The 21560-nt window shown below is 70.7% G+C and carries 20 protein-coding genes and 1 riboswitch; of the genes, 15 read left to right on the forward strand and 5 right to left on the reverse strand.

Annotated features, from left to right (window positions below; all coding sequences use genetic code 11):
- Positions 1–69: 69 nt before the first annotated feature.
- A complete protein-coding gene (locus tag ACZ60B_RS07695) occupies positions 70–1461 on the reverse strand; it encodes an aminotransferase class V-fold PLP-dependent enzyme (protein ID WP_469385120.1) in 1392 nt (463 codons plus the stop codon).
- Positions 1462–1779: 318 nt separating this feature from the next.
- On the opposite strand from ACZ60B_RS07695, the gene ctaC reads away from it, so the two are divergent.
- The 4 genes from ctaC (at position 1780) to ACZ60B_RS07715 (ending at position 6291) form a co-directional block, all read left to right on the forward strand.
- The gene (gene ctaC, locus ACZ60B_RS07700; RefSeq protein ID WP_469385121.1) at positions 1780–2745 is read left to right on the forward strand and encodes an aa3-type cytochrome oxidase subunit II; all 966 of its coding nucleotides are present in this window, start codon (positions 1780–1782) and stop codon (positions 2743–2745) included.
- Positions 2742–4475 (forward strand): aa3-type cytochrome oxidase subunit I, encoded by a 1734-nt coding sequence (gene ctaD, locus ACZ60B_RS07705; protein WP_469385122.1) that lies wholly within the window; start codon positions 2742–2744, stop codon positions 4473–4475. The genes ctaC and ctaD overlap by 4 nt, the downstream gene beginning before the upstream one ends.
- Positions 4472–4870 carry a cytochrome c oxidase subunit 4 gene (locus ACZ60B_RS07710; protein ID WP_351599995.1) on the forward strand — a complete coding sequence of 133 codons (399 nt, stop codon included), beginning with the start codon at positions 4472–4474 and terminating at the stop codon, positions 4868–4870. Before ctaD ends, ACZ60B_RS07710 begins: the two co-directional genes overlap by 4 nt.
- Before the next feature lie 149 nt (positions 4871–5019).
- Positions 5020–6291 carry a L,D-transpeptidase gene (locus tag ACZ60B_RS07715; RefSeq protein ID WP_469385123.1) on the forward strand — a complete coding sequence of 424 codons (1272 nt, stop codon included), beginning with the start codon at positions 5020–5022 and terminating at the stop codon, positions 6289–6291.
- A gap of 129 nt (positions 6292–6420) precedes the next feature.
- On the opposite strand, the gene ACZ60B_RS07720 is transcribed toward ACZ60B_RS07715, so the two are convergent.
- A complete protein-coding gene (locus ACZ60B_RS07720; RefSeq protein ID WP_469385124.1) occupies positions 6421–6822 on the reverse strand; it encodes a response regulator in 402 nt (133 codons plus the stop codon).
- Between the two features lie 178 nt (positions 6823–7000).
- On the opposite strand from ACZ60B_RS07720, the gene ctaE reads away from it, so the two are divergent.
- The 6 genes from ctaE to ACZ60B_RS07750 all read left to right on the forward strand — a co-directional run bounded on the left by ctaE (position 7001) and on the right by ACZ60B_RS07750 (position 14168).
- Entirely contained in the window at positions 7001–7621 is a 621-nt protein-coding gene (ctaE, locus tag ACZ60B_RS07725; RefSeq protein ID WP_152886520.1) for an aa3-type cytochrome oxidase subunit III, read from the forward strand.
- A gap of 65 nt (positions 7622–7686) precedes the next feature.
- Positions 7687–8499 carry a cytochrome bc1 complex diheme cytochrome c subunit gene (qcrC, locus tag ACZ60B_RS07730; RefSeq protein WP_351600003.1) on the forward strand — a complete coding sequence of 271 codons (813 nt, stop codon included), beginning with the start codon at positions 7687–7689 and terminating at the stop codon, positions 8497–8499.
- Entirely contained in the window at positions 8496–9554 is a 1059-nt protein-coding gene (gene qcrA, locus ACZ60B_RS07735; RefSeq protein ID WP_469385125.1) for a cytochrome bc1 complex Rieske iron-sulfur subunit, read from the forward strand. Before qcrC ends, qcrA begins: the two co-directional genes overlap by 4 nt.
- Entirely contained in the window at positions 9551–11188 is a 1638-nt protein-coding gene (qcrB, locus tag ACZ60B_RS07740; RefSeq protein WP_469385126.1) for a cytochrome bc1 complex cytochrome b subunit, read from the forward strand. The genes qcrA and qcrB overlap by 4 nt, the downstream gene beginning before the upstream one ends.
- A gap of 122 nt (positions 11189–11310) precedes the next feature.
- Positions 11311–12375 (forward strand): anthranilate phosphoribosyltransferase, encoded by a 1065-nt coding sequence (gene trpD / locus ACZ60B_RS07745; RefSeq protein ID WP_469385127.1) that lies wholly within the window; start codon positions 11311–11313, stop codon positions 12373–12375.
- Between the two features lie 134 nt (positions 12376–12509).
- Positions 12510–12626: riboswitch (SAM riboswitch) on the forward strand.
- 180 nt (positions 12627–12806) lie between these two features.
- Positions 12807–14168, forward strand: coding sequence for an aminotransferase class V-fold PLP-dependent enzyme (locus ACZ60B_RS07750; RefSeq protein ID WP_469385128.1), 1362 nt, complete (start codon positions 12807–12809; stop codon positions 14166–14168).
- A 132-nt stretch (positions 14169–14300) separates the two neighbouring features.
- Here the strand turns inward: ACZ60B_RS07750 and ACZ60B_RS07755 are convergent, their stop codons facing one another.
- Together ACZ60B_RS07755 and ACZ60B_RS07760 are read right to left on the reverse strand one after the other, a co-directional pair.
- A complete protein-coding gene (locus tag ACZ60B_RS07755; RefSeq protein WP_469385129.1) occupies positions 14301–14582 on the reverse strand; it encodes an Lrp/AsnC family transcriptional regulator in 282 nt (93 codons plus the stop codon).
- 83 nt (positions 14583–14665) lie between these two features.
- A complete protein-coding gene (locus ACZ60B_RS07760; RefSeq protein WP_469385130.1) occupies positions 14666–15394 on the reverse strand; it encodes a rhomboid family intramembrane serine protease in 729 nt (242 codons plus the stop codon).
- 163 nt (positions 15395–15557) lie between these two features.
- Between ACZ60B_RS07760 and ACZ60B_RS07765 the strand changes: the two genes are divergently transcribed.
- The 5 genes from ACZ60B_RS07765 to ACZ60B_RS07785 all read left to right on the forward strand — a co-directional run bounded on the left by ACZ60B_RS07765 (position 15558) and on the right by ACZ60B_RS07785 (position 20935).
- A complete protein-coding gene (locus ACZ60B_RS07765; RefSeq protein ID WP_351600017.1) occupies positions 15558–15797 on the forward strand; it encodes a hypothetical protein in 240 nt (79 codons plus the stop codon).
- Between the two features lie 36 nt (positions 15798–15833).
- The gene (locus ACZ60B_RS07770; RefSeq protein ID WP_469385131.1) at positions 15834–17177 is read left to right on the forward strand and encodes an NYN domain-containing protein; all 1344 of its coding nucleotides are present in this window, start codon (positions 15834–15836) and stop codon (positions 17175–17177) included.
- Between the two features lie 210 nt (positions 17178–17387).
- Entirely contained in the window at positions 17388–18422 is a 1035-nt protein-coding gene (locus tag ACZ60B_RS07775; RefSeq protein ID WP_469385132.1) for a C40 family peptidase, read from the forward strand.
- A gap of 270 nt (positions 18423–18692) precedes the next feature.
- Positions 18693–19715, forward strand: a complete 1023-nt coding sequence (locus tag ACZ60B_RS07780) for a C40 family peptidase (protein ID WP_469385133.1) — start codon at positions 18693–18695, stop codon at positions 19713–19715.
- A gap of 29 nt (positions 19716–19744) precedes the next feature.
- A complete protein-coding gene (locus tag ACZ60B_RS07785; protein WP_469385134.1) occupies positions 19745–20935 on the forward strand; it encodes a hypothetical protein in 1191 nt (396 codons plus the stop codon).
- Here ACZ60B_RS07785 and ACZ60B_RS07790 read toward each other — a convergent pair.
- Positions 20892–21458, reverse strand: coding sequence for a PadR family transcriptional regulator (locus tag ACZ60B_RS07790; protein WP_469385135.1), 567 nt, complete (start codon positions 21456–21458; stop codon positions 20892–20894). The two genes, ACZ60B_RS07785 and ACZ60B_RS07790, sit on opposite strands and share 44 nt — an antisense overlap.
- Positions 21459–21560: the final 102 nt, after the last annotated feature.

Consider the following 21560-nt stretch of genomic DNA (forward strand, 5'->3'; position numbering starts at 1 on the left):
CCCGCCCCGGTCCCCGACCGGCCGCTCCTCCGCGGCCGGTCCCGGGATCCCTTCCGGGACCCGTCCCGGTCAGGACACCCGGCGGACCACATACGCCGAGCCGCGGTCCGCCGGCTCCTCACCGACGTACTCCTGCCCCCGCATCTCGCACCACGCCGGGATGTCGAGCCGGGCCGCCTCGTCGTCGGAGAGCACCCGGACCGTGCCGCCCACCGGCACGTCGCCGAAGACCTTCGCCAGCTCGATCACGGGGATCGGGCACCGCCTGCCCAGCGCGTCGACCACCAGCGCGTCGACCTCCGGCGCCGCCGCCTTCACGACCGCCGGCGCGGCGGGTGCGCCGAGCTTCTCGCGCATCGCCGCCACCGTGCCCGGCAGCACCGACAGGAACCGCTCGACCTCCTCGGCCGGCGTGCCGTACGGCAGCGACACCCGGATGTTGCCCTCGCTCAGCACCCCCATCGCCCTGAGCACATGGCTCGGCGTCAGCGTGCTGCTCGTGCAGGACGATCCGGACGACACGGAGAAACCCTCCCGGTCCAACGCGTGCAGCAGGCTCTCCCCGTCGACATAGAGACACGAGAACGTGACGATCCCGGGCAGCCGCCGCACCGGATCGCCGACCACCTCCACATCCGGGACGGCCGACACCACCCGCGTCCGGATCCGGTCCGTCAGCTCCCGCAGCCGTGCCGCCTCCTGCTCCGCCTCGGCGCGCACCGCCCGCAGCGAGGCGGCCGCCGCCACGATCGCCGGGATGTTCTCGAAGCCGGCCGCCCGCCCCGACTCGCGCTCGTCGACCGGGCCTTGGGCGGCGAACCGCACCCCCTTGCGGACCGCCAGCAGCCCGACCCCGGACGGACCGCCCCACTTGTGCGCACTGCCCGTCAGCACCGACCAGCCGCCCGGCACCCGGCCCCAGGCCAGCGACTGCGCGCCGTCCACCAGCAGCGGGACCCCCGCCTCCCGGCACAGCTCGGCCACCGCCGCCACCGGCTGCTCGGTGCCCACCTCGTGGTTGGCCGACTGGAGGCAGGCCAGCGCGGTGTCCGGCCGCAGGGCCTCCTCGTACGAAAGGGCGGTCGCCTCGCCGGTCCGCAGCACCGGCACCCGGGTCACCGAGCCGCCCGCCGCCTCGTGCGCCTCGGCCGAATGGAGTACCGAAGAATGTTCGACCTCCGACACGATCAGGTGGTTTCCCACGCGGCGTCGGCCCGTCAGCACCCCCGCGATCCCCGCGTGCACCGCCCGGGTGCCGGAGGAGGTGAACGTCAGCTCGTCCGGCCGGCAGCCGACTGCGTCGGCCGCCGCCTCCCGCGCCGCGTCCAGCAGCAGCCGCGCCCGCCGCCCCTCCCGGTACAGCCGCGCGGGATCGGCCCACCCCTCGTCGAGGGAGGCCGCCAGGGCCTGGCGGGCAACGGGATGCAGGGGAGCGGCCGATGCGGCGTCGAAGTAGGACACACCGCAACGCTAAGCGCCCCGGCCGCGCGCACCGACACCACCCGCGCGACCGGGTCACACCGCCGGCCGTCGCGCCCGGGACCCACTCGACCTGCGCAACCCCCCGAACCCCCGTCAGAAAACAGCCGCAGCAGGACAACCCACCCCCTTCGGGGGGACCGGCGGCGCGTTGGCCACCCTCCCCGCGCGACCCCAAAACGCGTCCAGTAGGGTTTGGTCCGCATAAACATCCAAACCCCTGCCCGACGCAGGGCGGCGACCGACCAGCGAGAAGGCCGCAGCCGAACAGCGCGGGCGAGACTCTCGGGAAGGCGCTACGTGAGTCCCAACGGCTCCGACCGCTCGCCGCGGCGCCCGATGCGGCGGAAGCTGCTGCAGGCAATGACTGCGGGCCTGGTCCTGGCGACAGCCACTGGTTGCTCGTACAACTGGGAAGACTTCCCCCGCCTTGGTATGCCCACCCCGGTCACAGACGAGGCTCCGCGGATCCTCTCCCTCTGGCAGGGCTCGTGGGCGGCCGCGCTCGCCACCGGCGTGCTGGTCTGGGGCCTCATCCTGTGGGCCACCATGTTCCACCGGCGCACCCGGACCAAGGTCGAGGTTCCTCCGCAGACCCGGTACAACATGCCGATCGAGGCCCTGTACACAGTGGTCCCGATCATCATCGTCTCGGTGCTGTTCTACTTCACCGCCCGTGACGAGTCGAAGCTCCTCAGCCTCGAGAAGAAGCCCGACGTCACGGTGAACGTCGTCGGCTTCCAGTGGAGCTGGGGCTTCAACTACATCGAGAGCGTCGACGGTTCCACCGGTGACGCGAAGACCGACAAGAACCTGGCCGCCATCCCGGACCGGTTCAAGGCGGAGTTCCCGGCGAACGCCGGCGGCGTCTACGACGTCGGCACGCCCGGCACGCGCAACCCGCAGACGGGCAACCCCGGTCCGACGCTGTGGCTGCCGAAGGGCGAGACCGTCCGCTTCGTCCTCACCTCGCGTGACGTCATCCACTCCTTCTGGGTGGTGCCGTTCCTGATGAAGATGGACGTCATCCCCGGCCACACGAACTCCTTCCAGGTGACGCCCAACCAAGAGGGCACCTTCATGGGCAAGTGTGCCGAGCTCTGCGGCGTCGACCACTCCCGGATGCTGTTCAACGTGAAGGTCGTCTCCCCCGAGCGTTACCAGCAGCACCTCAAGGACCTCGCCAAGAAGGGGCAGACCGGTTACGTTCCCGCCGGCATCGCGCAGACGAGCCACGAGAAGAACCGGGAGACGAACAACCTGTGAGCATCGTCAACGAACCTCAGGGCGCCGCGGCGGCCGGAGCCTCGTACTACGAGGACGAACTGCCCGTACGGCGCAAGCAGCCCGGAAACGTCGTGATCAAGTGGCTCACCACCACTGACCACAAGACGATCGGAACGCTCTACCTCGCCACGTCCTTCGCGTTCTTCTGCATCGGTGGCGTCATGGCGCTGCTCATGCGTGCGGAGCTGGCCCGGCCTGGTCTGCAGATCATGTCGAACGAGCAGTTCAACCAGGCGTTCACGATGCACGGCACGATCATGCTGCTGATGTTCGCGACGCCGCTGTTCGCCGGCTTCACGAACTGGATCATGCCGCTCCAGATCGGTGCACCGGACGTCGCGTTCCCGCGGCTGAACATGTTCGCCTACTGGCTCTACCTGTTCGGCTCGCTGATCGCGGTGGGCGGCTTCCTCACCCCGCAGGGTGCGGCCGACTTCGGCTGGTTCGCCTACTCCCCGCTGTCGGACGCGGTCCGCAGCCCGGGCATCGGCGCCGACATGTGGATCATGGGTCTGGCCTTCTCCGGCTTCGGCACCATCCTCGGCGCGGTCAACTTCATCACCACGATCATCTGCATGCGTGCGCCCGGCATGACCATGTTCCGCATGCCGATCTTCGTGTGGAACGTGCTGCTGACGGCCGTTCTGGTCCTGCTGGCCTTCCCGGTGCTGGCCGCGGCCCTGTTCGCGCTGGAGGCCGACCGTAAATTCGGCGCCCACGTCTTCGACGCGGCCAACGGCGGAGCCTTGCTCTGGCAACACCTCTTCTGGTTCTTCGGCCATCCAGAGGTGTACATCATCGCGCTGCCGTTCTTCGGCATCATCAGTGAGATCATCCCGGTGTTCTCGCGCAAGCCGATGTTCGGCTACATGGGCCTGATCGCCGCGACCATCTCGATCGCCGGTCTGTCCGTGACGGTGTGGGCCCACCACATGTACGTCACCGGTGGAGTGCTGCTGCCGTTCTTCTCCTTCATGACGTTCCTCATCGCCGTTCCGACCGGCGTGAAGTTCTTCAACTGGATCGGCACGATGTGGAAGGGGTCGCTGAGTTTCGAGACCCCGATGCTGTGGGCGGTCGGCTTCCTGATCACCTTCACCTTCGGTGGTCTGACCGGTGTCATCCTGGCCTCGCCGCCGATGGACTTCCACGTCTCGGACTCGTACTTCGTGGTGGCGCACTTCCACTACGTCGTGTTCGGCACGGTCGTCTTCGCGATGTTCGCCGGCTTCCACTTCTGGTGGCCGAAGTTCACCGGCAAGATGCTCGACGAGCGCCTCGGCAAGATCACCTTCTGGACGCTGTTCGTCGGCTTCCACGGCACCTTCCTGGTCCAGCACTGGCTGGGCGCCGAGGGCATGCCCCGTCGTTACGCCGACTACCTGGCGGCCGACGGCTTCACCGCCCTGAACACGGTCTCCACGATCAGCTCGTTCGTCCTCGGTCTGTCGATCCTTCCGTTCTTCTACAACGTGTGGAAGACCGCCAAGTACGGCAAGCCGGTCGGCGTGGACGACCCGTGGGGCTACGGCCGCTCGCTGGAGTGGGCGACGTCCTGCCCGCCGCCGCGCCACAACTTCCTCACCCTGCCGCGGATCCGCAGCGAATCCCCGGCGTTCGACCTGCACCACCCTGAGATCGCCGCTCTGGAGCTGGAGCACGCCGCCCACGGTGGCGCCATCACGGACGGCAAGGAGGCCGGCAAGTGAAGATCCAGGGCAAGATGTTCATGTGGCTGAGCGTCTTCGTCCTCGCCATTGCGATCGTCTATGGCGTGTGGTCGAAGGAGCCGGCCGGTACCACGGCGCTCTTCCTGGCCTTCGGCCTGTGCATCATGATCGGCTTCTACCTGGGCTTCACCGCCCGGCGGGTCGACGCGGGTGCGCAGGACAACAAGGAGGCGGACGTCGCGGACGACGCCGGCGAGCTGGGCTTCTTCAGCCCGCACAGCTGGCAGCCGCTGTCCCTGGCCGTCGGTGGCGCCCTGGCCTTCCTGGGCGTCGCGATGGGCTGGTGGCTGCTGTACTTCTCGGCCCCGCTGATCCTGCTGGGCCTGTGGGGCTGGGTCTTCGAGTACTACCGCGGTGAGAACCGCACCCAGTGACACGCGCCGACCCCAGGTCGGCCGCCGCACCACCCGGGAGCCCGGATCCCCCGCCAGGGGGACCCGGGCTCCTGTGTTTGCCGCAGGTCCGGTCGCTCTTAAGGGCTACTCAACGCGCCGGTGCCGACGAAGCTTCCTAGCGTGATGGCATGAGCCACTCACCCCGCCCCCGCACCACCGTCGGCTGCGCGCTGCTGGTGATCGCCCTCTGCGCGGGCGTCACCGCCTGCGGCGCGGACGGAGACCCGCTCTCCGCCCGGCCCTACGACGCGGACCCGGAGATCGCCTTCAACGCCCCGACGGACACCGGGAAGAAGGCCGACCCGGCCAAGCCCCTGGAGGTCACCGCCGAGGACTCCGACGGGCGCCTCACGGACGTCACGGCCGTCGACGCGTCGGGCCGCTACGTGGCGGGCGAGCTGGCCGCGGACGGCAGCCGCTGGCACAGCACCGCGCCGCTCGCCGCCGACACCCGCTACACGGTGCGGGTGAGCACCGAGGACGACGACGGGGCGCCCGGCCGCAAGGTCCTCACCTTCGACACCGGCCGGCCCGCCACCAAGGCCGGACAGAACGTCGACGTCCTCTTCACCCCCAGGTCGGGCCTGTACGGCGTCGGCCAGCCGGTCGTCGCCCAACTCAGCGTGCCCGTCAAGGACAAGGGTCAACGGGCCGTCGTGGAGCGGGCCCTGAAGGTGGACACCACGCCCGCGGTGGAGGGCTCCTGGTTCTGGGTGAACGACAAGGAGCTGCACTACCGCCCCAAGGACTACTGGCCCGCCCACGCGACCGTCCAGGTGCACAGCAACCTGGCGGGCATGCGCATCAACGACCGGCTGTGGGGAGGCAAGGCGGCCGCGCCCCTGAAGCTCACCACGGGCGACCGCGTCGTCGCCGTCACGGACTCGGCGGCGCACCAGCTGACGGTCTACAAGAACGACCGGCCGATCAACCGGATCCCCGTCACCACCGGCAGGCCCGGCTTCGAGACCCGCAACGGCGTCAAGGTCATCCTGGAGAAGCAGCGCCAAGTACGCATGCGCGGCACCACGATCGGCATCGAGGAGGGCACCTCGGACTCCTACGACCTGCCCGTTTACTATGCTTCGCGGATCACCTGGAGCGGCGAGTACGTGCACGCCGCCCCCTGGTCGGTGGGCTCCCAGGGCTCGGAGAACGTCAGTCACGGCTGCGTCGGCATGAGCACCAGCAACGCGGAGTGGTTCTTCAACACCGTCCGCGAGGGTGACGTCGTCCAGGTCGTCAACTCCAACGGCCACGAGATGGAGCCGTTCGGCAACGGCTTCGGCGACTGGAACGTGACCTGGGACAAGTGGCGCAGCGGCAGCGCACTCCAGGGCGGCACCCCTCAGAGCTCCCGGCCCGAGGACACGGCGAGGCTGCGCCCGACGCCGGTGTGACCCCGCCGGGGGCGACCGGGGCCGGCCGTCACCCGGCCGGGTGAACGAGGGGGCGTGAGGGGCCGTCAGGGACCGGCCGTCACCGGCCGACCGGATCTCGCCCCTGCGGGAACCCCGCGCCCCGTCCGGCTAGGCGCTCAGCAGCCGCTTCCGGCGCAGCAGAGCGGCCAGCGACCCCGCGAACTCCACCGGATCCACCGGGAGCGTCACAGCGGCGTCGGCGCGGCTCCAGGTGGCCAGCCAGGCGTCCTGCGGCCGCGCGATGAGCAGCAGCACCGGCGGGCACTCGAAGACCTCGTCCTTGATCTGCCGGCACAGGCCCATGCCGCCCATCGGCACGGCCTCACCGTCGAACACGCAGACGTCGATGCCGCCCCGGTCCATCTCGGCCAGTACCGCTGCCGGGGTGGCGCACTCCAGGAACTCGACCGCGGGCACGTCCGGGGCGGGCCGGCGTCCGGCCGCGAGCCGCACCTGTTCGCGGGTGTTGGAATCGTCGCTGTAGACCAGCACCGTGGCGGTCGGCTGCATGTTTCCTCCGAGACGTCAGCGTCGTACGGACAGAACCGGTGCGGCGGATGCTACTCCCTTGAACAGGCTGTCAACACCTGTTGGAACACCGCTTCGATGGGCCATACGGGCACTGCACACGCTGGGAACACTCCGAACGGCACCCCCCGGAGTGAGGGCGGGATAAGGGACCGACATAATGTCGGTCGTGGCGACAGCAACGACAGTAGAAACCGGGCACGCGCACCCGTCGGTCAACCGGCCGAACCTCGTCAGCGTAGGAACCATCATCTGGTTGAGTTCCGAGCTGATGTTCTTCGCGGCCCTCTTCGCGATGTACTTCACCCTGCGATCGGTGACGGGTCCCGACCACTGGAAGGAAATGGCGTCCGCCCTGAACTTCCCGTTCTCGGCGACGAACACCACGATCCTGGTGCTCTCCTCCCTCACCTGCCAGCTCGGTGTCTTCGCCGCCGAGCGAGGTGACGTGAAGAAGCTCCGGGGCTGGTTCATCATCACCTTCATCATGGGTGCGATCTTCATCGGCGGTCAGATCTACGAGTACACCGAGCTGGTGAAGAAGGACGGGCTCTCGCTCTCCTCGGACCCGTACGGCTCGGTGTTCTACCTGACCACCGGCTTCCACGGCATGCACGTGACGGGCGGCCTGATCGCTTTCCTGTTCGTCCTCGGCAGGACGTACGCGGCCAAGAGGTTCACCCATGAACAGGCGACCGCGGCCATCGTCGTGTCCTACTACTGGCACTTCGTCGATGTCGTCTGGATCGGCCTCTTCGCCACGATCTACATGATCAAGTAGCCGGGCCCGATCCCGCGCACCTTCCAGAAGCATCGACGCAGAAGATCCTGACACCGGGGTAATCCGTGAAAAAGCTCTCCGCACGACGACGCCATCCGCTGGCGGCGGTCGTCGTCCTACTCCTCGCGCTGGCGGCCACTGGGGGGCTGTACGCCGCGTTCGCGCCCGCGAGCAAGGCGCAGGCCGATGAAACCTCCCAGTCCCTCGCCATCGACGAGGGCAAGAAGCTCTACGCCGTCGGCTGCGCCAGCTGCCACGGCACCGGCGGTCAGGGCACCTCCGACGGTCCGAGCCTGGTCGGCGTGGGCGCCGCGGCCGTCGACTTCCAGGTCGGCACCGGCCGTATGCCCGCGGCGACCTCCCAGGGCCCGCAGGTGGTGAAGAAGAAGAACATCTACAGCCAGGCCCAGATCGACCAGCTCGCGACCTACATCGCGTCGCTGGGCGCCGGCCCGAACGTCCCCACCTCGGCCCAGTACGGCCCCGAGGGCGCGGACATCGCCAAGGGCGGCGAGCTCTTCCGCACCAACTGCGCGCAGTGCCACAACTTCACCGGCAAGGGCGGTGCCCTCACGGAGGGCAAGTTCGCGCCGGACCTGGAGGGTGTGGACCCGAAGCACATCTACGAGGCCATGCAGACCGGCCCGCAGAACATGCCTTCGTTCCCCGACACCACCCTGTCGGAGCAGAACAAGAAGGACATCATCGCGTACCTGAACGCGGTCAACAGCGATGAGACGGTGAACCCCGGCGGTCTCGAACTGGGCGGCCTCGGGCCGGTCAGCGAGGGTCTGTTCGCGTGGATCTTCGGTCTCGGCGCCCTGGTCGCGGTCGCCGTCTGGGTCGCCGCTCGGACCGCAAAGGCCAAGAAGTCATGAGTAGCCAAGACATTCCAGAAGAGAACCTGCCCGCTGAGCAGGCCCACGCGCACGGCGCCGTGGACGTCGCGGACGAGCAGAACCCGTTCGCCGACCCGGGGCTGCCGCCCCACGAGCACCGGATCCAGGACATCGACGAGCGGGCCGCGAAGCGGTCCGAGCGTGCGGTCGCCTTCCTGTTCACGCTGTCGATGCTGGCCACCGTCGGCTTCATCGCGTCGTACGTGACGATCCCGCCGGACAAGTCGATCTTCGTGTTCCCGATCGGTCACATCAGCGCGCTGAACTTCGCGCTGGGTCTGACCCTGGGCGCGGCGCTGTTCTGCATCGGCGCGGGCGCGGTCCACTGGGCCCGCACCCTGATGTCCGACGTGGAGGTCGCCGACGAGCGTCACCCGATCGAGGCGTCCCCCGAGGTCCGCGCGAAGGTCTTCGCGGACTTCAAGGAAGGCGCCACGGAGTCCGCGCTCGGCCGTCGCAAGCTGATCCGCAACACGATGTTCGGTGCGCTGGCGCTGTTCCCGCTCTCCGGCGTCGTCCTCCTGCGCGACCTCGGTCCGCTGCCCGAGGACAAGATGCGCCACACCATGTGGTCCAAGGGCAAGCTCCTCGTCAACATGAACACGAACCAGCCGCTGCGCGCTTCGGACGTGGCCGTCGGTTCGCTCACCTTCGTCAAGCCCGAGGGCCTGGAGGAGACGGACGAGGAGTTCCAGAACGAGATCGCCAAGGCGGCCGTGATGATCGTCCGGCTCCAGCCGGACGACATCAAGGACAAGCAAGAGCTCGAGTGGTCGCACGACGGCATCGTCGCGTACTCGAAGATCTGCACCCACGTCGGTTGCCCGATCTCCCTGTACGAGCAGCAGACGCACCACGTGCTGTGCCCCTGCCACCAGTCCACCTTCGACCTGTCCGACGGCGCCCGGGTGATCTTCGGTCCCGCCGGTCACGCCCTGCCGCAGCTGCGCATCGGCGTGAACCCCGAGGGCTACCTCGAGGCGCTCGGCGACTTCGCAGAGCCCGTCGGTCCTGCATTCTGGGAGCGCGGATGAGCACTACGACCACCACCGAGTCCCGCTCGCGCGGGAAGGCGCCGGCCGGCGAGCGGATCGCCGACTGGGCCGACGGCCGGCTGGGGATCTACTCCCTGGCCAAGGCCAACATGCGCAAGATCTTCCCCGACCACTGGTCGTTCATGCTGGGTGAGGTCTGCCTCTACAGCTTCCTGATCATCATCCTCACGGGTGTGTATCTGACGCTGTTCTTCCACCCCTCGATGAACGAGGTGGTGTACCACGGCAGCTACGTCCCGCTCCAGGGACAGCTGATGTCCGAGGCGTTCAGCTCGACCCTGCACATCTCCTTCGAGGTGCGCGGTGGTCTGCTCATCCGGCAGATCCACCACTGGGCGGCGCTGATCTTCCTCGCCGGCATGTTCGTGCACATGATGCGCGTGTTCTTCACCGGCGCGTTCCGCAAGCCGCGTGAGATCAACTGGCTGTTCGGCTTCCTGCTGTTCGTCCTGGGCATGTTCACCGGCTTCACCGGTTACTCGCTCCCGGACGACCTGCTCTCCGGCACCGGTGTCCGCTTCACCGAGGGCGCGATCCTGTCCATGCCGATCGTCGGCACGTACATCTCGTTCTTCCTCTTCGGCGGGGAGTTCCCGGGCCACGACTTCGTGGCGCGGTTCTACTCGATCCACATCCTGTTGCTGCCGGGCATCATGCTCGGCCTGGTCGTGGGCCACCTGATCCTGGTCTTCTACCACAAGCACACGCAGTTCGCGGGCCCCGGCAAGAGCAACAAGAACGTCGTCGGCATGCCGCTGCTGCCGGTCTACATGGCCAAGGCCGGAGGCTTCTTCTTCCTGGTCTTCGGTGCCATCGCGGCCATCGCGGCGATCGCGCAGATCAACCCGATCTGGGCCATCGGCCCCTACCGTCCGGACCAGGTGTCGACCGGCGCCCAGCCCGACTGGTACATGGGCTTCGCCGAGGGTCTGATCCGCTACATGCCGGGCTGGGAGATCAACATCTGGGGCCACACGCTGGTCCTGGGCGTGTTCATCCCGCTGGTCCTCTTCGGTGTCGTGCTCGCCGCGCTCGCGCTGTACCCGTTCATCGAGTCCTGGATCACCGGCGACAAGCGCGAGCACCACATCCTGGACCGCCCGCGCAACGCGCCGACCCGTACGGCCCTGGGCACCGCCTGGGTCACGATGTACATGATCACGCTGGTCGGCGGTGGCAACGACCTGTGGGCCACCCACTTCCACCTGTCGATCAACTCGATCACCTGGTTCGTCCGGATCTTCTTCTTCGTCGGACCGGTCATCGCGTTCATCGTCACCAAGCGGATCTGCCTCGGCCTCCAGCGCCGGGACCGGGACAAGGTGCTGCACGGTCGCGAGACCGGCACCATCAAGCGCCTGCCGCACGGTGAGTTCATCGAGATCCACGAGCCGCTCAGCCAGGAGCAGCTGCACACCCTCACCGCGCACGAGCAGTACCAGCCGCTCGAACTCGGCCCGACGGTCGACGAGAACGGTGTCGAGCGCAAGCTGAAGGGCTCGCAGAAGCTGCGCGCCAAGATCAGCAAGGCGTACTTCGACGAGGACAGCCAGATCGAGAAGCCGACTGTCGACGAGTACAAGGAGATCACGAGCGGCCACGGCCACCACTGATCGCTGCGCTCGCCACGCGCACACAAGGACCCCGTCCGGTCTTCGGACGGGGTCCTTCGCCGTGTCCGGCGCTGGATAGGCTGTAGTCGAGTCTGTACGTGTCTACGAACCAGGAGCGGCTGATGAGCGCTGTGACCCCCGCTGGAGGCGACACCGCGGCGGGCCGTTCCTGGCCCGCGGTACTGAACGGTCTGCTGGAGGGCCGCGACCAGAGCGCCGCGAGCACCGCCTGGGCGATGGACCGGATCATGCGCGGCGAGGCCACCGACGCGCAGATCGCCGGGTTCGCGGTGGCACTGCGGGCCAAGGGCGAGACCGTCCAGGAGATCACGGGTCTGGTCGAGGCGATGTACGCGCACGCCAATGTGATCCAGGTGCCGGGCGACACCGTCGACATCGTGGGCACCGGCGGCGACGGCGCGAAGACGGTGAACATCTCCACGATGTCCTCGATCGTCATCGCGGGCACCGGCGCCAAGGTCGTCAAGCACGGCAACCGGGCCGCCTCGTCGGCGTCGGGCGCCTCGGACGTCCTGGAGAAGCTCGGGGTCAACCTCGAACTGACCCCGAAGCGGGTGGCGGAGGTCGCCGAGGAGGCCGGGATCACCTTCTGCTTCGCGGTGAAGTTCCACCCGGCCCTGCGCCATGTGGCGGCCGCCCGTGGCCAGTTGGGCATCCGGACGGTGTTCAACTTCCTGGGCCCGCTGACCAATCCGGCGAAGGTGCGCGCGCAGGCGGTCGGCGTCGCCGACGCCCGGGTGGCGCCGATCATCGCGGGTGTCTTCGCCGAGCGCGGCAACTCCTCGCTGGTGTTCCGCGGCGACGACGGCCTGGACGAGCTGACCACGACCGCCACCTCGCGGGTGTGGGTCGTACGGGGGGGCCGGGTGACGGAGGAGGCCTTCGACCCGAGGGACGTCGGCATCGAACCGGTGCCGGTGGAGGCGCTGCGCGGTGCCGACGCCTCGTACAACGCGGATGTGGCGCGGCGGCTGCTGAACGGCGAGGGCGGCCCGGTGCGGGACGCCGTGCTGCTGAACTCCGCGGCGGCGCTGGTGGCGCTGCGGCCGGGCTCCGGGACGCTGGCCGAGCAGCTGCGCGCCGGCATGGACCGGGCGGCGGAGTCGATCGACTCCGGCGCGGCCCGGCGGACGCTGGAGCGCTGGGTGGCCGTCAGCAACGCCTGATCCTCCCTCCCCGGCCGCGTGCGGCGCGGCCGGGCGAGGCGGCGCGGGGCCCGGCCCGGGGAGCGGGGCGAGGCGCGGTCCAGGATGCGGACCGCGCCTTGCGCTTCACAGGCCGTGTGGCAGGATGACGAACAGGTCATGAGTGACAGTCATGAGGCCCCGGCCGACTGTCCGGCAACCCTCCGTCCGTGGCGGGGTGCCCCGGGTGAGGACCAGGTCGTAGGCAGCGAGGTCTACGGCAAGCGCGGACCCCTCGACGGCTCCTGAACGAGCCCAGCACCAGGGGTCCTGGTCATCGAGGGAGCCACCCGTGAGCAAGCGAATGCGCTAGGGCGTAGAGCCCCGCCTCCGCACACCCCATTCTCCTTTCTCCGCGCTCGAGCCCGTGTGCTCGCGTGGTGATTCCGCCTTGCCGCTCACGGGAGTTCCCCATGTCCGTCTCCACCGCTGCCTCCGCCCAGACCGTTTGTGCCCCGCTGGCCGTTCTGGGCCGTGATGTCACCGTTCCGCTCGTCACGGGCGGCGAAGTCACCTATGCCGCGCTCGACTACGCGGCCAGCGCCCCCGCCCTCCAGCGCGTCTGGGACGACGTGGCGGCGTACGCCCCGTACTACGGCAGCGTCCACCGCGGCGCCGGCTACCTCTCGCAGCTGTCCACGGACCTCTTCGAGAACGCCCGCCGGACGGTCGCGGAGTTCCTCGACTGCCGCACCGGCGACCAGGTGGTCTTCACCCGGTCCACCACCGACTCCCTCAACCTGCTGGCGGCCGCGCTCCCGGCCGGCTGCGAGGTCTTCGTGTTCGAGACCGAGCACCACGCCTCGCTGCTGCCCTGGCAGGACGCCCGGGTCACCTACCTCGACGCCCCGCGCACCCCGCAACAGGCCGTCGAGACCCTGGAACGCGCCCTGGCCGACCGCGACCCGTACGGCCCGGCCCTGGTCTGCGTCACCGGTGCCTCGAACGTCACGGGCGAGCTGTGGCCGGTCCGCGAGCTGGCGGCGGCGGCCCACGCGCACGGCGCCCGGATCGTCCTGGACGCCGCCCAGCTGGCCCCGCACCACCCGGTCTCGGTCCGCGACCTCGACGTCGACTGGGTCGCCTTCTCCGGCCACAAGCTGTACGCGCCGTTCGGCTCCGGGGTCCTGGCCGGCCGCGCCGACTGGCTGCGCGAGGCCGAGCCGTACCTGGCCGGCGGCGGCGCGAGCCGACGGGTCACCCGGCGCGCGGACGGGGGAGTGGACGTGGAGTGGCACGACAGCGCCGCCCGTCACGAGGCCGGCTCGCCGAACGTGATCGGCGCCTACTCCATCGCCTCCGCCTGCAAGGCCCTCACCGAGGCGGGCTTCGACACGCTCGTCGCCCGTGAGCTGCACCTGATCGACACCGTCCGGGCGGGCCTCGCCGAGGTGCCCGAGGTGCGGGTCCTCTCCCTCTTCGGCGACGACGCCCCGCGGGTCGGGGTGATCTCCTTCGTGGTGGAGGGCTGGAACAGCTCCCACTTCGCGGCCGCCCTCTCCGCCGAGTACGGGATCGGCGTCCGCGACGGCCTCTTCTGCGCCCACCCGCTGGTGCGCACCCTGCTGGGCAGCGACCCGGGCAGCCAGGGCGAGTGCGGCGCGCCCGAGGCGGCGCCGGGCGAGAAGTCCCTCAACGCCATCCGGGTGAGCTTCGGCGCGGGCACGCCGGACGAGCACGTGGAGCGCTTCGTGACCGCGGTGCGGGAACTGGTCAGGGACGGCGCGAAGTGGCGCTACCGGACCGAGGACGGCCGCTGCGTGCCCGCGGTCTGACCGGGCCCGTTGCGCGGCGCCGTCGTGGCCGGTCGCGCGGTCCCCGCGCCCCTGAGGCCGCCTGCGGGCAGGCGCGATCGAGGGGCGCGGGGAACCGCGCGCCCGGCCCTCACCGGTCCGCGGGGGAGGGGCTCAGCTGTCGAGACCGATCGCGAACGCCGCCTCCAGGTCGTGCTGGGAGTAGGTGCGGAACGCGACGTGCGTGTCCGTGCCCTCGACGCCGGGGATCTTGCTGATCCGGCCCGGGATGACCTCCGCCAGGTCCTCGTGGCGGACCACCCGCACCATCGCGATCAGGTCGTAGGTGCCCGTGACGGAGAAGACCTCGCTGACGGAGTCCAGCGCGGCGATCGATTCCGCGATCTCGGGGATCCGGTCCACGCTGGTCTTGATAAGGACGATCGCGGTGATCACGGTTGGTTCTCTCTCTCGGCCGGGGCCCTCACTCTATGACGTGATCCCGGACCCACCAAGGCCGCGGCGGCCGGTCGGGCCGGTCAGCCGCCGTCGCCCGTGGCGGGCCTGACCTGCCGGGCCGGGCCGCGGCTGCGGCCGAACCGCAGCCACGCGTATGCGAAGCCCGCGCCGAAGCCCACCAGGTGGGCGAGGTAGGCCACGCCGGGGCCCTGGGTGGCCCGGCCCGCCGCCACCCACTGCAGGGCCGCCCAGAAGGGCAGCACGACCCATGCCGGGAAGCGCAGCGGCAGGAAGAACAGGAACGGCAGGAGGCTGGTCACCCGCGCCCGGGGGAACAGGTACAGGAACGCGCCGAGGACCGCGGAGATCGCCCCGGAGGCGCCGACCAGCGACTGTTCGGAGCCGGCGTTGGCGGCCGCGTAGCCGAGCAGCGCCAGGTAGCCGCAGCCGACGTAGAAGAGGGTGAACTCCACTCGGCCCATCCGTTCCTCGGTCATCGCCCCGAAGACGTAGAGGAAGAGCATGTTGCCGAGGAGGTGGACCCAGCTGCCGTGGACGAACAGGGCGCTGGCCGGGGTCAGGACCTGCCCCGTGGCGTCCCGGAACAGTTCGGCGGGGACCACGCCCCAGTGGCGGAAGTAGGCCCGCTGGGCGGCCGACAGCGCGGCGCCGGTGCCGTACCCGGGATTGAAGCCGGAGGCCGGGCCGATCAGGAAGACCAGACAGCACAGGGCGATCAGCCCGTACGTCACGGGCGCCGACGGCTTCCGGATCGTGCCGCCCGTGGTTCCGTTCCAGTCGCTGATCATGAACACAGAGCATGACGTACGGGGACGCATCGGCACAGACCGCCTCGCCGCCGTGGATGGGTGGGCGGCGAGTACCCGCCAGGCCGTAGGGTTACGAGCCACATGTTCCGGGGAGAGCCCGGTGCATCACGGACAATGGACAGAAGGAAGGCGAACAGCCCTGATGACGGTTCCCCTGCCGACCGCCTCGACGCGGTGGCGCTGCACCCTCTGCGGCAACCTCACGCGTTTCGACGTGACCCGTTCGTCGAAGGTGGTGGAGTACGTCCATCTCGACCTCGCCGGTCAGCCCAGCGTGGAGGAGCGCGAGGTGGTCAGTGAGACGATCGAGTCGGTGCGTTGCCGCTGGTGCAACGCCGTCGACCAGGTGGAACTCGTGGACAGGCCGGGCGCCGGCTCCTGACGGGAGCGGCCCCGCACGGATATTGGGGTGTGACGGATGGTGGAGACCGCAGGCGGGGGGCCGGGCGACGGCGCCGCCGAGGTGCTCGACCGTCCGCTGCCCGACGGGGTGCGGCGCCGGGTCGTGCAGATCGTCTCGGACGGCTTCGGCGGGCTGGTCCTGGCCGAACTGCCCGCTCAGTTGCGGCAGTACGCCCGGTTCGCCCCGAATCGTCGGGCCAAGTTCGCGGGCAACGCCATGGCCGCGGCGCTGGAGACCGACGCGCTCTTCCGGCAGCGCATCGGCGAGAAGCTCAGGGAGGCGCAGCCCGAACTGGCCGGTGCCCTCGAGTCCGGTTCGCCGCCCCCGGCCGCGGACCCCTTGGACGTGGCCGCGGCGGCCTATGTGCTGCGGCCGGCCGGCTGGGTGAAGCTGGTGGCCGCGGCCGGCGAGGAGGCGCTGCGCGCGGACGCCGAGCGGGCCGACGAGGAGAGCCGGGCCGAGCTGGAACGGCTGCGCGAGGAGCTCGACCGGGCCCGTGAGCAGGGCCGGACCGAGACCGAGCGGCTGCGGGCCGAGCTGGACGCCTCGAAGCGGGAGGCGGAGTCGCTGCACCGCAAGCTGCGTTCGGCCCTCAGCGACGTCAAGCGCGGCGAGGCGGCGCTGCGCAAGGTGCACGGCGAGACCGAGACCGCGCGGGCCGAGGCGCAGGCGCAGGTGTCCGCCGCCGAGAGCGAGTCCCGGCGGCTGAAGGCGCGCCTGGGCGAGGCGGAGGCGGCCCTGGAGGCCACCCGCAAGGCGGCCCGCGAGGGGCGCAGCGTCGAGGACATGCGGGTGCGGCTGCTGCTGGACACCGTGCTCGACGCGGCCCAGGGGCTGCGCCGGGAGCTGGCGCTGCCGCCGGTGTCGGTGCGGCCCGCGGAGACCGTGGACGCGGTCGAGCCCGGCCGGATGACCCCGAAGGACATCGCCAACCGCGCGCTGTCCGAGAACGACCCGGCGATCCTCGACCAGTTGCTCGCGCTGCCGCAGGCGCACCTGGTCGTCGACGGCTACAACGTCACCAAGACCGGCTATCCCCAGATGCCGCTGGAGAAGCAGCGGCTGCGGCTGCTCGGGCAGCTCTCGCAGCTCGCCGCGCAGACCGGCGCCGAGGTCACCTGTGTCTTCGACGGCGCCGAACTGGTCGCGCCGGTGCTGCTCGCGCCGCCCCGCGGGGTGCGAGTGCTGTTCTCCAAGCCGGGTGTCACCGCCGACGAGCTGATCCGTCAGCTGGTGCGGGCCGAGCCTCCGGGCCGGCCGGTCATCGTCGCCTCGACCGACCGCGAGGTGGCCGACGGGGTGGCCCGGGCGGGGGCGCGGCCGGTGGCTTCGGCGGTCCTTCTCAAGCGCCTGTCCTGAACGTCAAGTTCCGGAAGTAATGCCCGAATTGACGGAGTCGTCACGCAACGTAGCGTCAGTCGGGCATCACTGCACGTGAGTTGCCGGCAAAGAATGCGGTGCGTAACCGGGATTTTTCGCCGGAGGATTTGAACTGATCACAAGAACATCACTAAGGTCAGGCTTCGAATCTCCGTACGGCTTCTCACCCAGAAGAAGGAGCTCGTCTCCGTGGCGTCCCACCGTCGACCGAAGCAGCCGAGTCGTGCACGCGTGACCGTGCTGACCACCGCAGCCGCAGCCGCCGTGGTGCTGAGCGCCCAGGGCGCCAACGCCGCGCCGAGCGAGAAGCCGACCAAGGACGAGGTCAAGTCCAAGGTCGACAAGCTCTACGACGAGGCGGAGCAGGCCACCGAGAAGTACAACGGGGCCAAGGAGAAGCAGGAGAAGCTCCAGAAGGAGATCTCCACCATCCAGGACAACGTCGCGCGCGGCCAGGCCGACCTGAACGAACTGCGCGACAGCATGGGCCTGGCGGCCGCGGCCCAGTACCGCACCGGGTCCATCGACTCCTCGCTCCAGCTCTTCCTCTCGGCCGACCCGGACGACTACCTCGACAAGGCGTCCACGCTCGACCAGTTGAGCGGCCAGCAGGTCGAGGCGCTGAAGAAGATCCAGGACAAGCAGCGCGAGCTCGCCCAGGAGCGCGCCGAGGCCTCCGACAAGCTCAAGGACCTGGCCTCCACCCGTACGGAGCTGGGCAAGAAGAAGAAGGAAGTCCAGGCCAAGCTGGCCGAGGCGCAGAAGCTCCTCAACACGCTGACGGCCAAGGAGAAGGCGGCCCTCGCCGCGGCCGACGCCCGCGCCAGCCGCTCCGCCAGCAGCCGCGTGGACCTGGGCAACGGCACCAGCGCCACCGGCCGCGCCGCCGCCGCGTTCTCCGCCGCGCAGAGCAGGATCGGCTCGCCCTACGTCTACGGCGCCACCGGCCCGTCCTCCTTCGACTGCTCGGGCCTGACCTCCTGGGCCTACGCCCAGGCCGGCGTCTCCATCCCGCGCACCTCGCAGGCCCAGGCCAACGCCGGAACGCGCATCTACTCGCAGAGCGACCTCCAGGTCGGCGACCTCGTCATCTTCTACGGCGACCAGCACCACGTCGGTCTGTACGCGGGCAACGGCCAGGTGCTGCACGCCCCCCGCACCGGCACCGTCGTGCGCTACGAGTCGATAGGCAACATGCCCTTCCAGTTCGGCGTCCGCATCTGACCCGAAGCCCCGAGCCCCTTCGGGGGCGGTCGGCGCGGTGCCGACCGGGACCGCCCGATCGGGCGAATTGCGACACCGCCAAGTGAACCCACGCCCCGCCGGTGACCTGCGTCAGCGGCGGGGCGTCACGTTGTGTGCCCGCCGACGTCTTTGGCCGCCGCCCCGCGACGGGGTTACTGTCTGGCGCGTTTCCCCACACCGCCGTGGCACGTCCGCCCCCCGGGTCGGGGGAGCGGTCCTCGTCCGCCAGCGGAAGGAGTGCGGTTTCCCGTGGGGTCCCATCGTCGCCTTGCACCGTCCGGGTTCGACCGGGGTGCCTGCGCAGCCCTCAGTGTCCTGTCGGCCGCCACGGCCGCCACGGCGGCCATCGGCGCCGTACCGGCGACGGCCGCACCGCGCGACGGCACCCGGGCCGAGGTGGACCGCCTCTACGAGGAGGCCGAGCGGGCGACCGAGGCCTTCGACAGGGCCGACGAGCGCGCCGACCACCTGCGCACCCAGGTGGGCCACGCCCGGGACCGGATCGCCCGGCAGCAGGACCGGGTCAACTCCCTGCGCCGGACGCTCGGTTCGCTGGCCGGGGCGCAGTACCGTTCCGGCGGTCTCGACCCGTCCCTGGCCCTGCTGCTCTCCGACGACCCGGACGACTACCTCGACCGGGCCTCCGTACTGGACCGCATCACCACCCGTCAGGCCGGCGAGCTGACCGAACTGCGCTCGGCCCTGCGCGAGCTCGCCCAGGAGCGCGCGGACGCGACCTCGAAGCTGGGCGAGCTGGAAGACAGCCGCCGGGCGGTGGCCACGCACAAGCGGACCGTCGAGAAGAAGCTCGCCCGGGCGCGGCGGCTTCTCAACTCCCTGCCCCTCCAGGAGCGTCTGGCCTTCGGCCGGGCCTCCCACTTTGACCGGGCGGACCCGGCCGGCCCCGGCCGGGCCGAGCCGGCCACCGGCCGCGCGGCGTTCGCCGTTGCCGCCGCCCGCTCCGCGCTGGGCCGCCCCTATGTCTGGGGCGCCAACGGACCCGGCGGCTTCGACTGCTCGGGCCTGATGCAGTGGGCGTACGCGCGGGCGGGGGTGCAGCTCCCGCGCACCTCGCAGGCCCAGCGGTTCGCCGGGCGGCAGATCCCGCTCTCCCAGGCCCGGCCCGGGGACCTGGTCGTCTACCGGTCCGACGCCAGCCACGTCGGGATGTACGTGGGCAACGGCCAGGTGATCCACGCCCCCTATCCGGGCGCCCCGGTGCGCTACGACCCGGTGGGCATGATGCCGGTCTCGTCGGTCACCCGGGTCTGACGTCCCCGGAGCCCCGTACGATCGGTGGAATGGCTGGTCGAAGGCGGGCGATGGGATCCGCGGCCGCGGGGCTGTGTCTGCTGCTCGTCTCCCTGACGGGGTGCGGCGGGCGACCCGCGGCCGACGGCGTGCGTGCCGACGCGCAGCGGCTGCTGGACGCGCGGGCGGCCGCGGTCCTGCACCACGACGAGTCCGCCTACCGCGCCACCGGCACCCGGGCCGGATTCGCCGCCGTGCGGGCGGTGCCGCTGGCGGCCTGGTCCTACCGGGTCACCGCCGTGCGCCGCAGCGGGAACACGGCCGTCGTGGACGCCCGGCTCGGCTATCGCGTCCGCGGGTACGACGCGGCGCCGGTCACCACCTCCCGCGTCGTCGGGCTGGCCCGCGACGCCCGGGGGCGGTGGCGGGTGACCTCGGACCGTCCCGCGCAGCGGACCGCGCAGCAGCTGTGGGACCAGGGCGCGGTGAGCGTGGTGCGCGGCGCCCACAGCCTGGTGCTGGGCGCCGGGCAGTCCGAGGGCACGCTGCGCTCCTTCGCCGGGCTCGCCGACCGCGCGGTGCCGGCCGCGTCGCGGGCGTGGGGCGCCGACTGGAGCGGGCACGTCGTGGTGCTCGTACCGAAGTCGCTGGAGGGCATGGCGGGGCTGCTCGCCTCGCCCGCCTCGTCCTACCGCGGGATCGCGGCGGTCACCACGGGCGAGACCGGCGGGTCGGGCCGGGCGCCCGCGGACCGCATCATCGTCAACCCCGAGGCGTACGGGATGCTGGGCTCGCTGGGCCGGCAGGTGGTGCTCACCCACGAGACCACCCATGTCGCCACCCGGGCCCACACCGGCGCCGCCACCCCGCTGTGGCTGTCCGAGGGGTACGCCGACTGGGTCGGCTACCGCGGCACCGGGCGCAGCGCGGCCCGGATCGCGCCGGAGCTGGCCCGCGCGGTGGCCGACGGACAGGTCCCGACGGCGCTGCCCACCGACAAGGACTTCGGCTTCACCGGGGACGCGGACGCGCTGGCGCGGGCGTACGAGGGCGGCTGGCTGGCCTGCCGGATGATCGCCGACCGCTGGGGCGAGGCCCGGCTCGGCGCGTTCTACCGGGCCGTGGGCGCGCACCGGCAGCGGGCGGGAGCGGTCGAGGACGCGATGGCGAAGGTGCTCGGGACGACCCCGCAGCGGTTCACCGAGCTGTGGCGGGAGGCTCTGCGGACGCGTCTGGGCTGAGCCCGTCGAGGTGGGCGACGGCCTCGGCGAGCCACCCGCGCTCCGCCTCGCCCGTGGCCCGCGCCACCCGCAGGATGCCCTGCCGGAACAGGTCGTCCGTCTGTTCCGCCCGCACCGGCTGCCCGTCGCGGTAGAAGAAGCTCGCGGGCGTGTTCAGGAAGTCCAGCCGCCTGCGCAGCACCGCGGCCTGTTCCGCGGGGTCGGGCAGGTGCCGCAGGAACGCCAGGACCGTGTTGAAGCGCACCTGGTCGGTGATCTCCGCCTGCCGGGGGTGCCGCAGCCGCTCCAGCAGGTCCTCGCGGCCGTGCTCGGTGAGGGACAGCATCCGGCGCGGGGCCGCGCCCGTGCCCTCGGCCGTGTGCTGGTCGAGCTTGCCCGCGCTCACCAGGCGGGTGATCGCGGGGTAGAGCGCGCCGTCGCTGACCGGGCGGACGTGGCCGCTGAGGGCGGTGATGCGCTCCTTCAGCTCATAGCCGTGCAGGGGCTCCTCGGCCAGGAATCCGAGGATCGACAGCTCCAGCATCAGGTGCGGTCCCTTCTCCGGTCTCGTCGTGCGGGTCCCGTTCCGCCGGTCCCGTCGTGCGGGTCCCGTCTTGCGGGCACCGGACCGTCATGGTACCTCTTA

The organism is Streptomyces sp. NPDC104096, assembly GCF_055584385.1.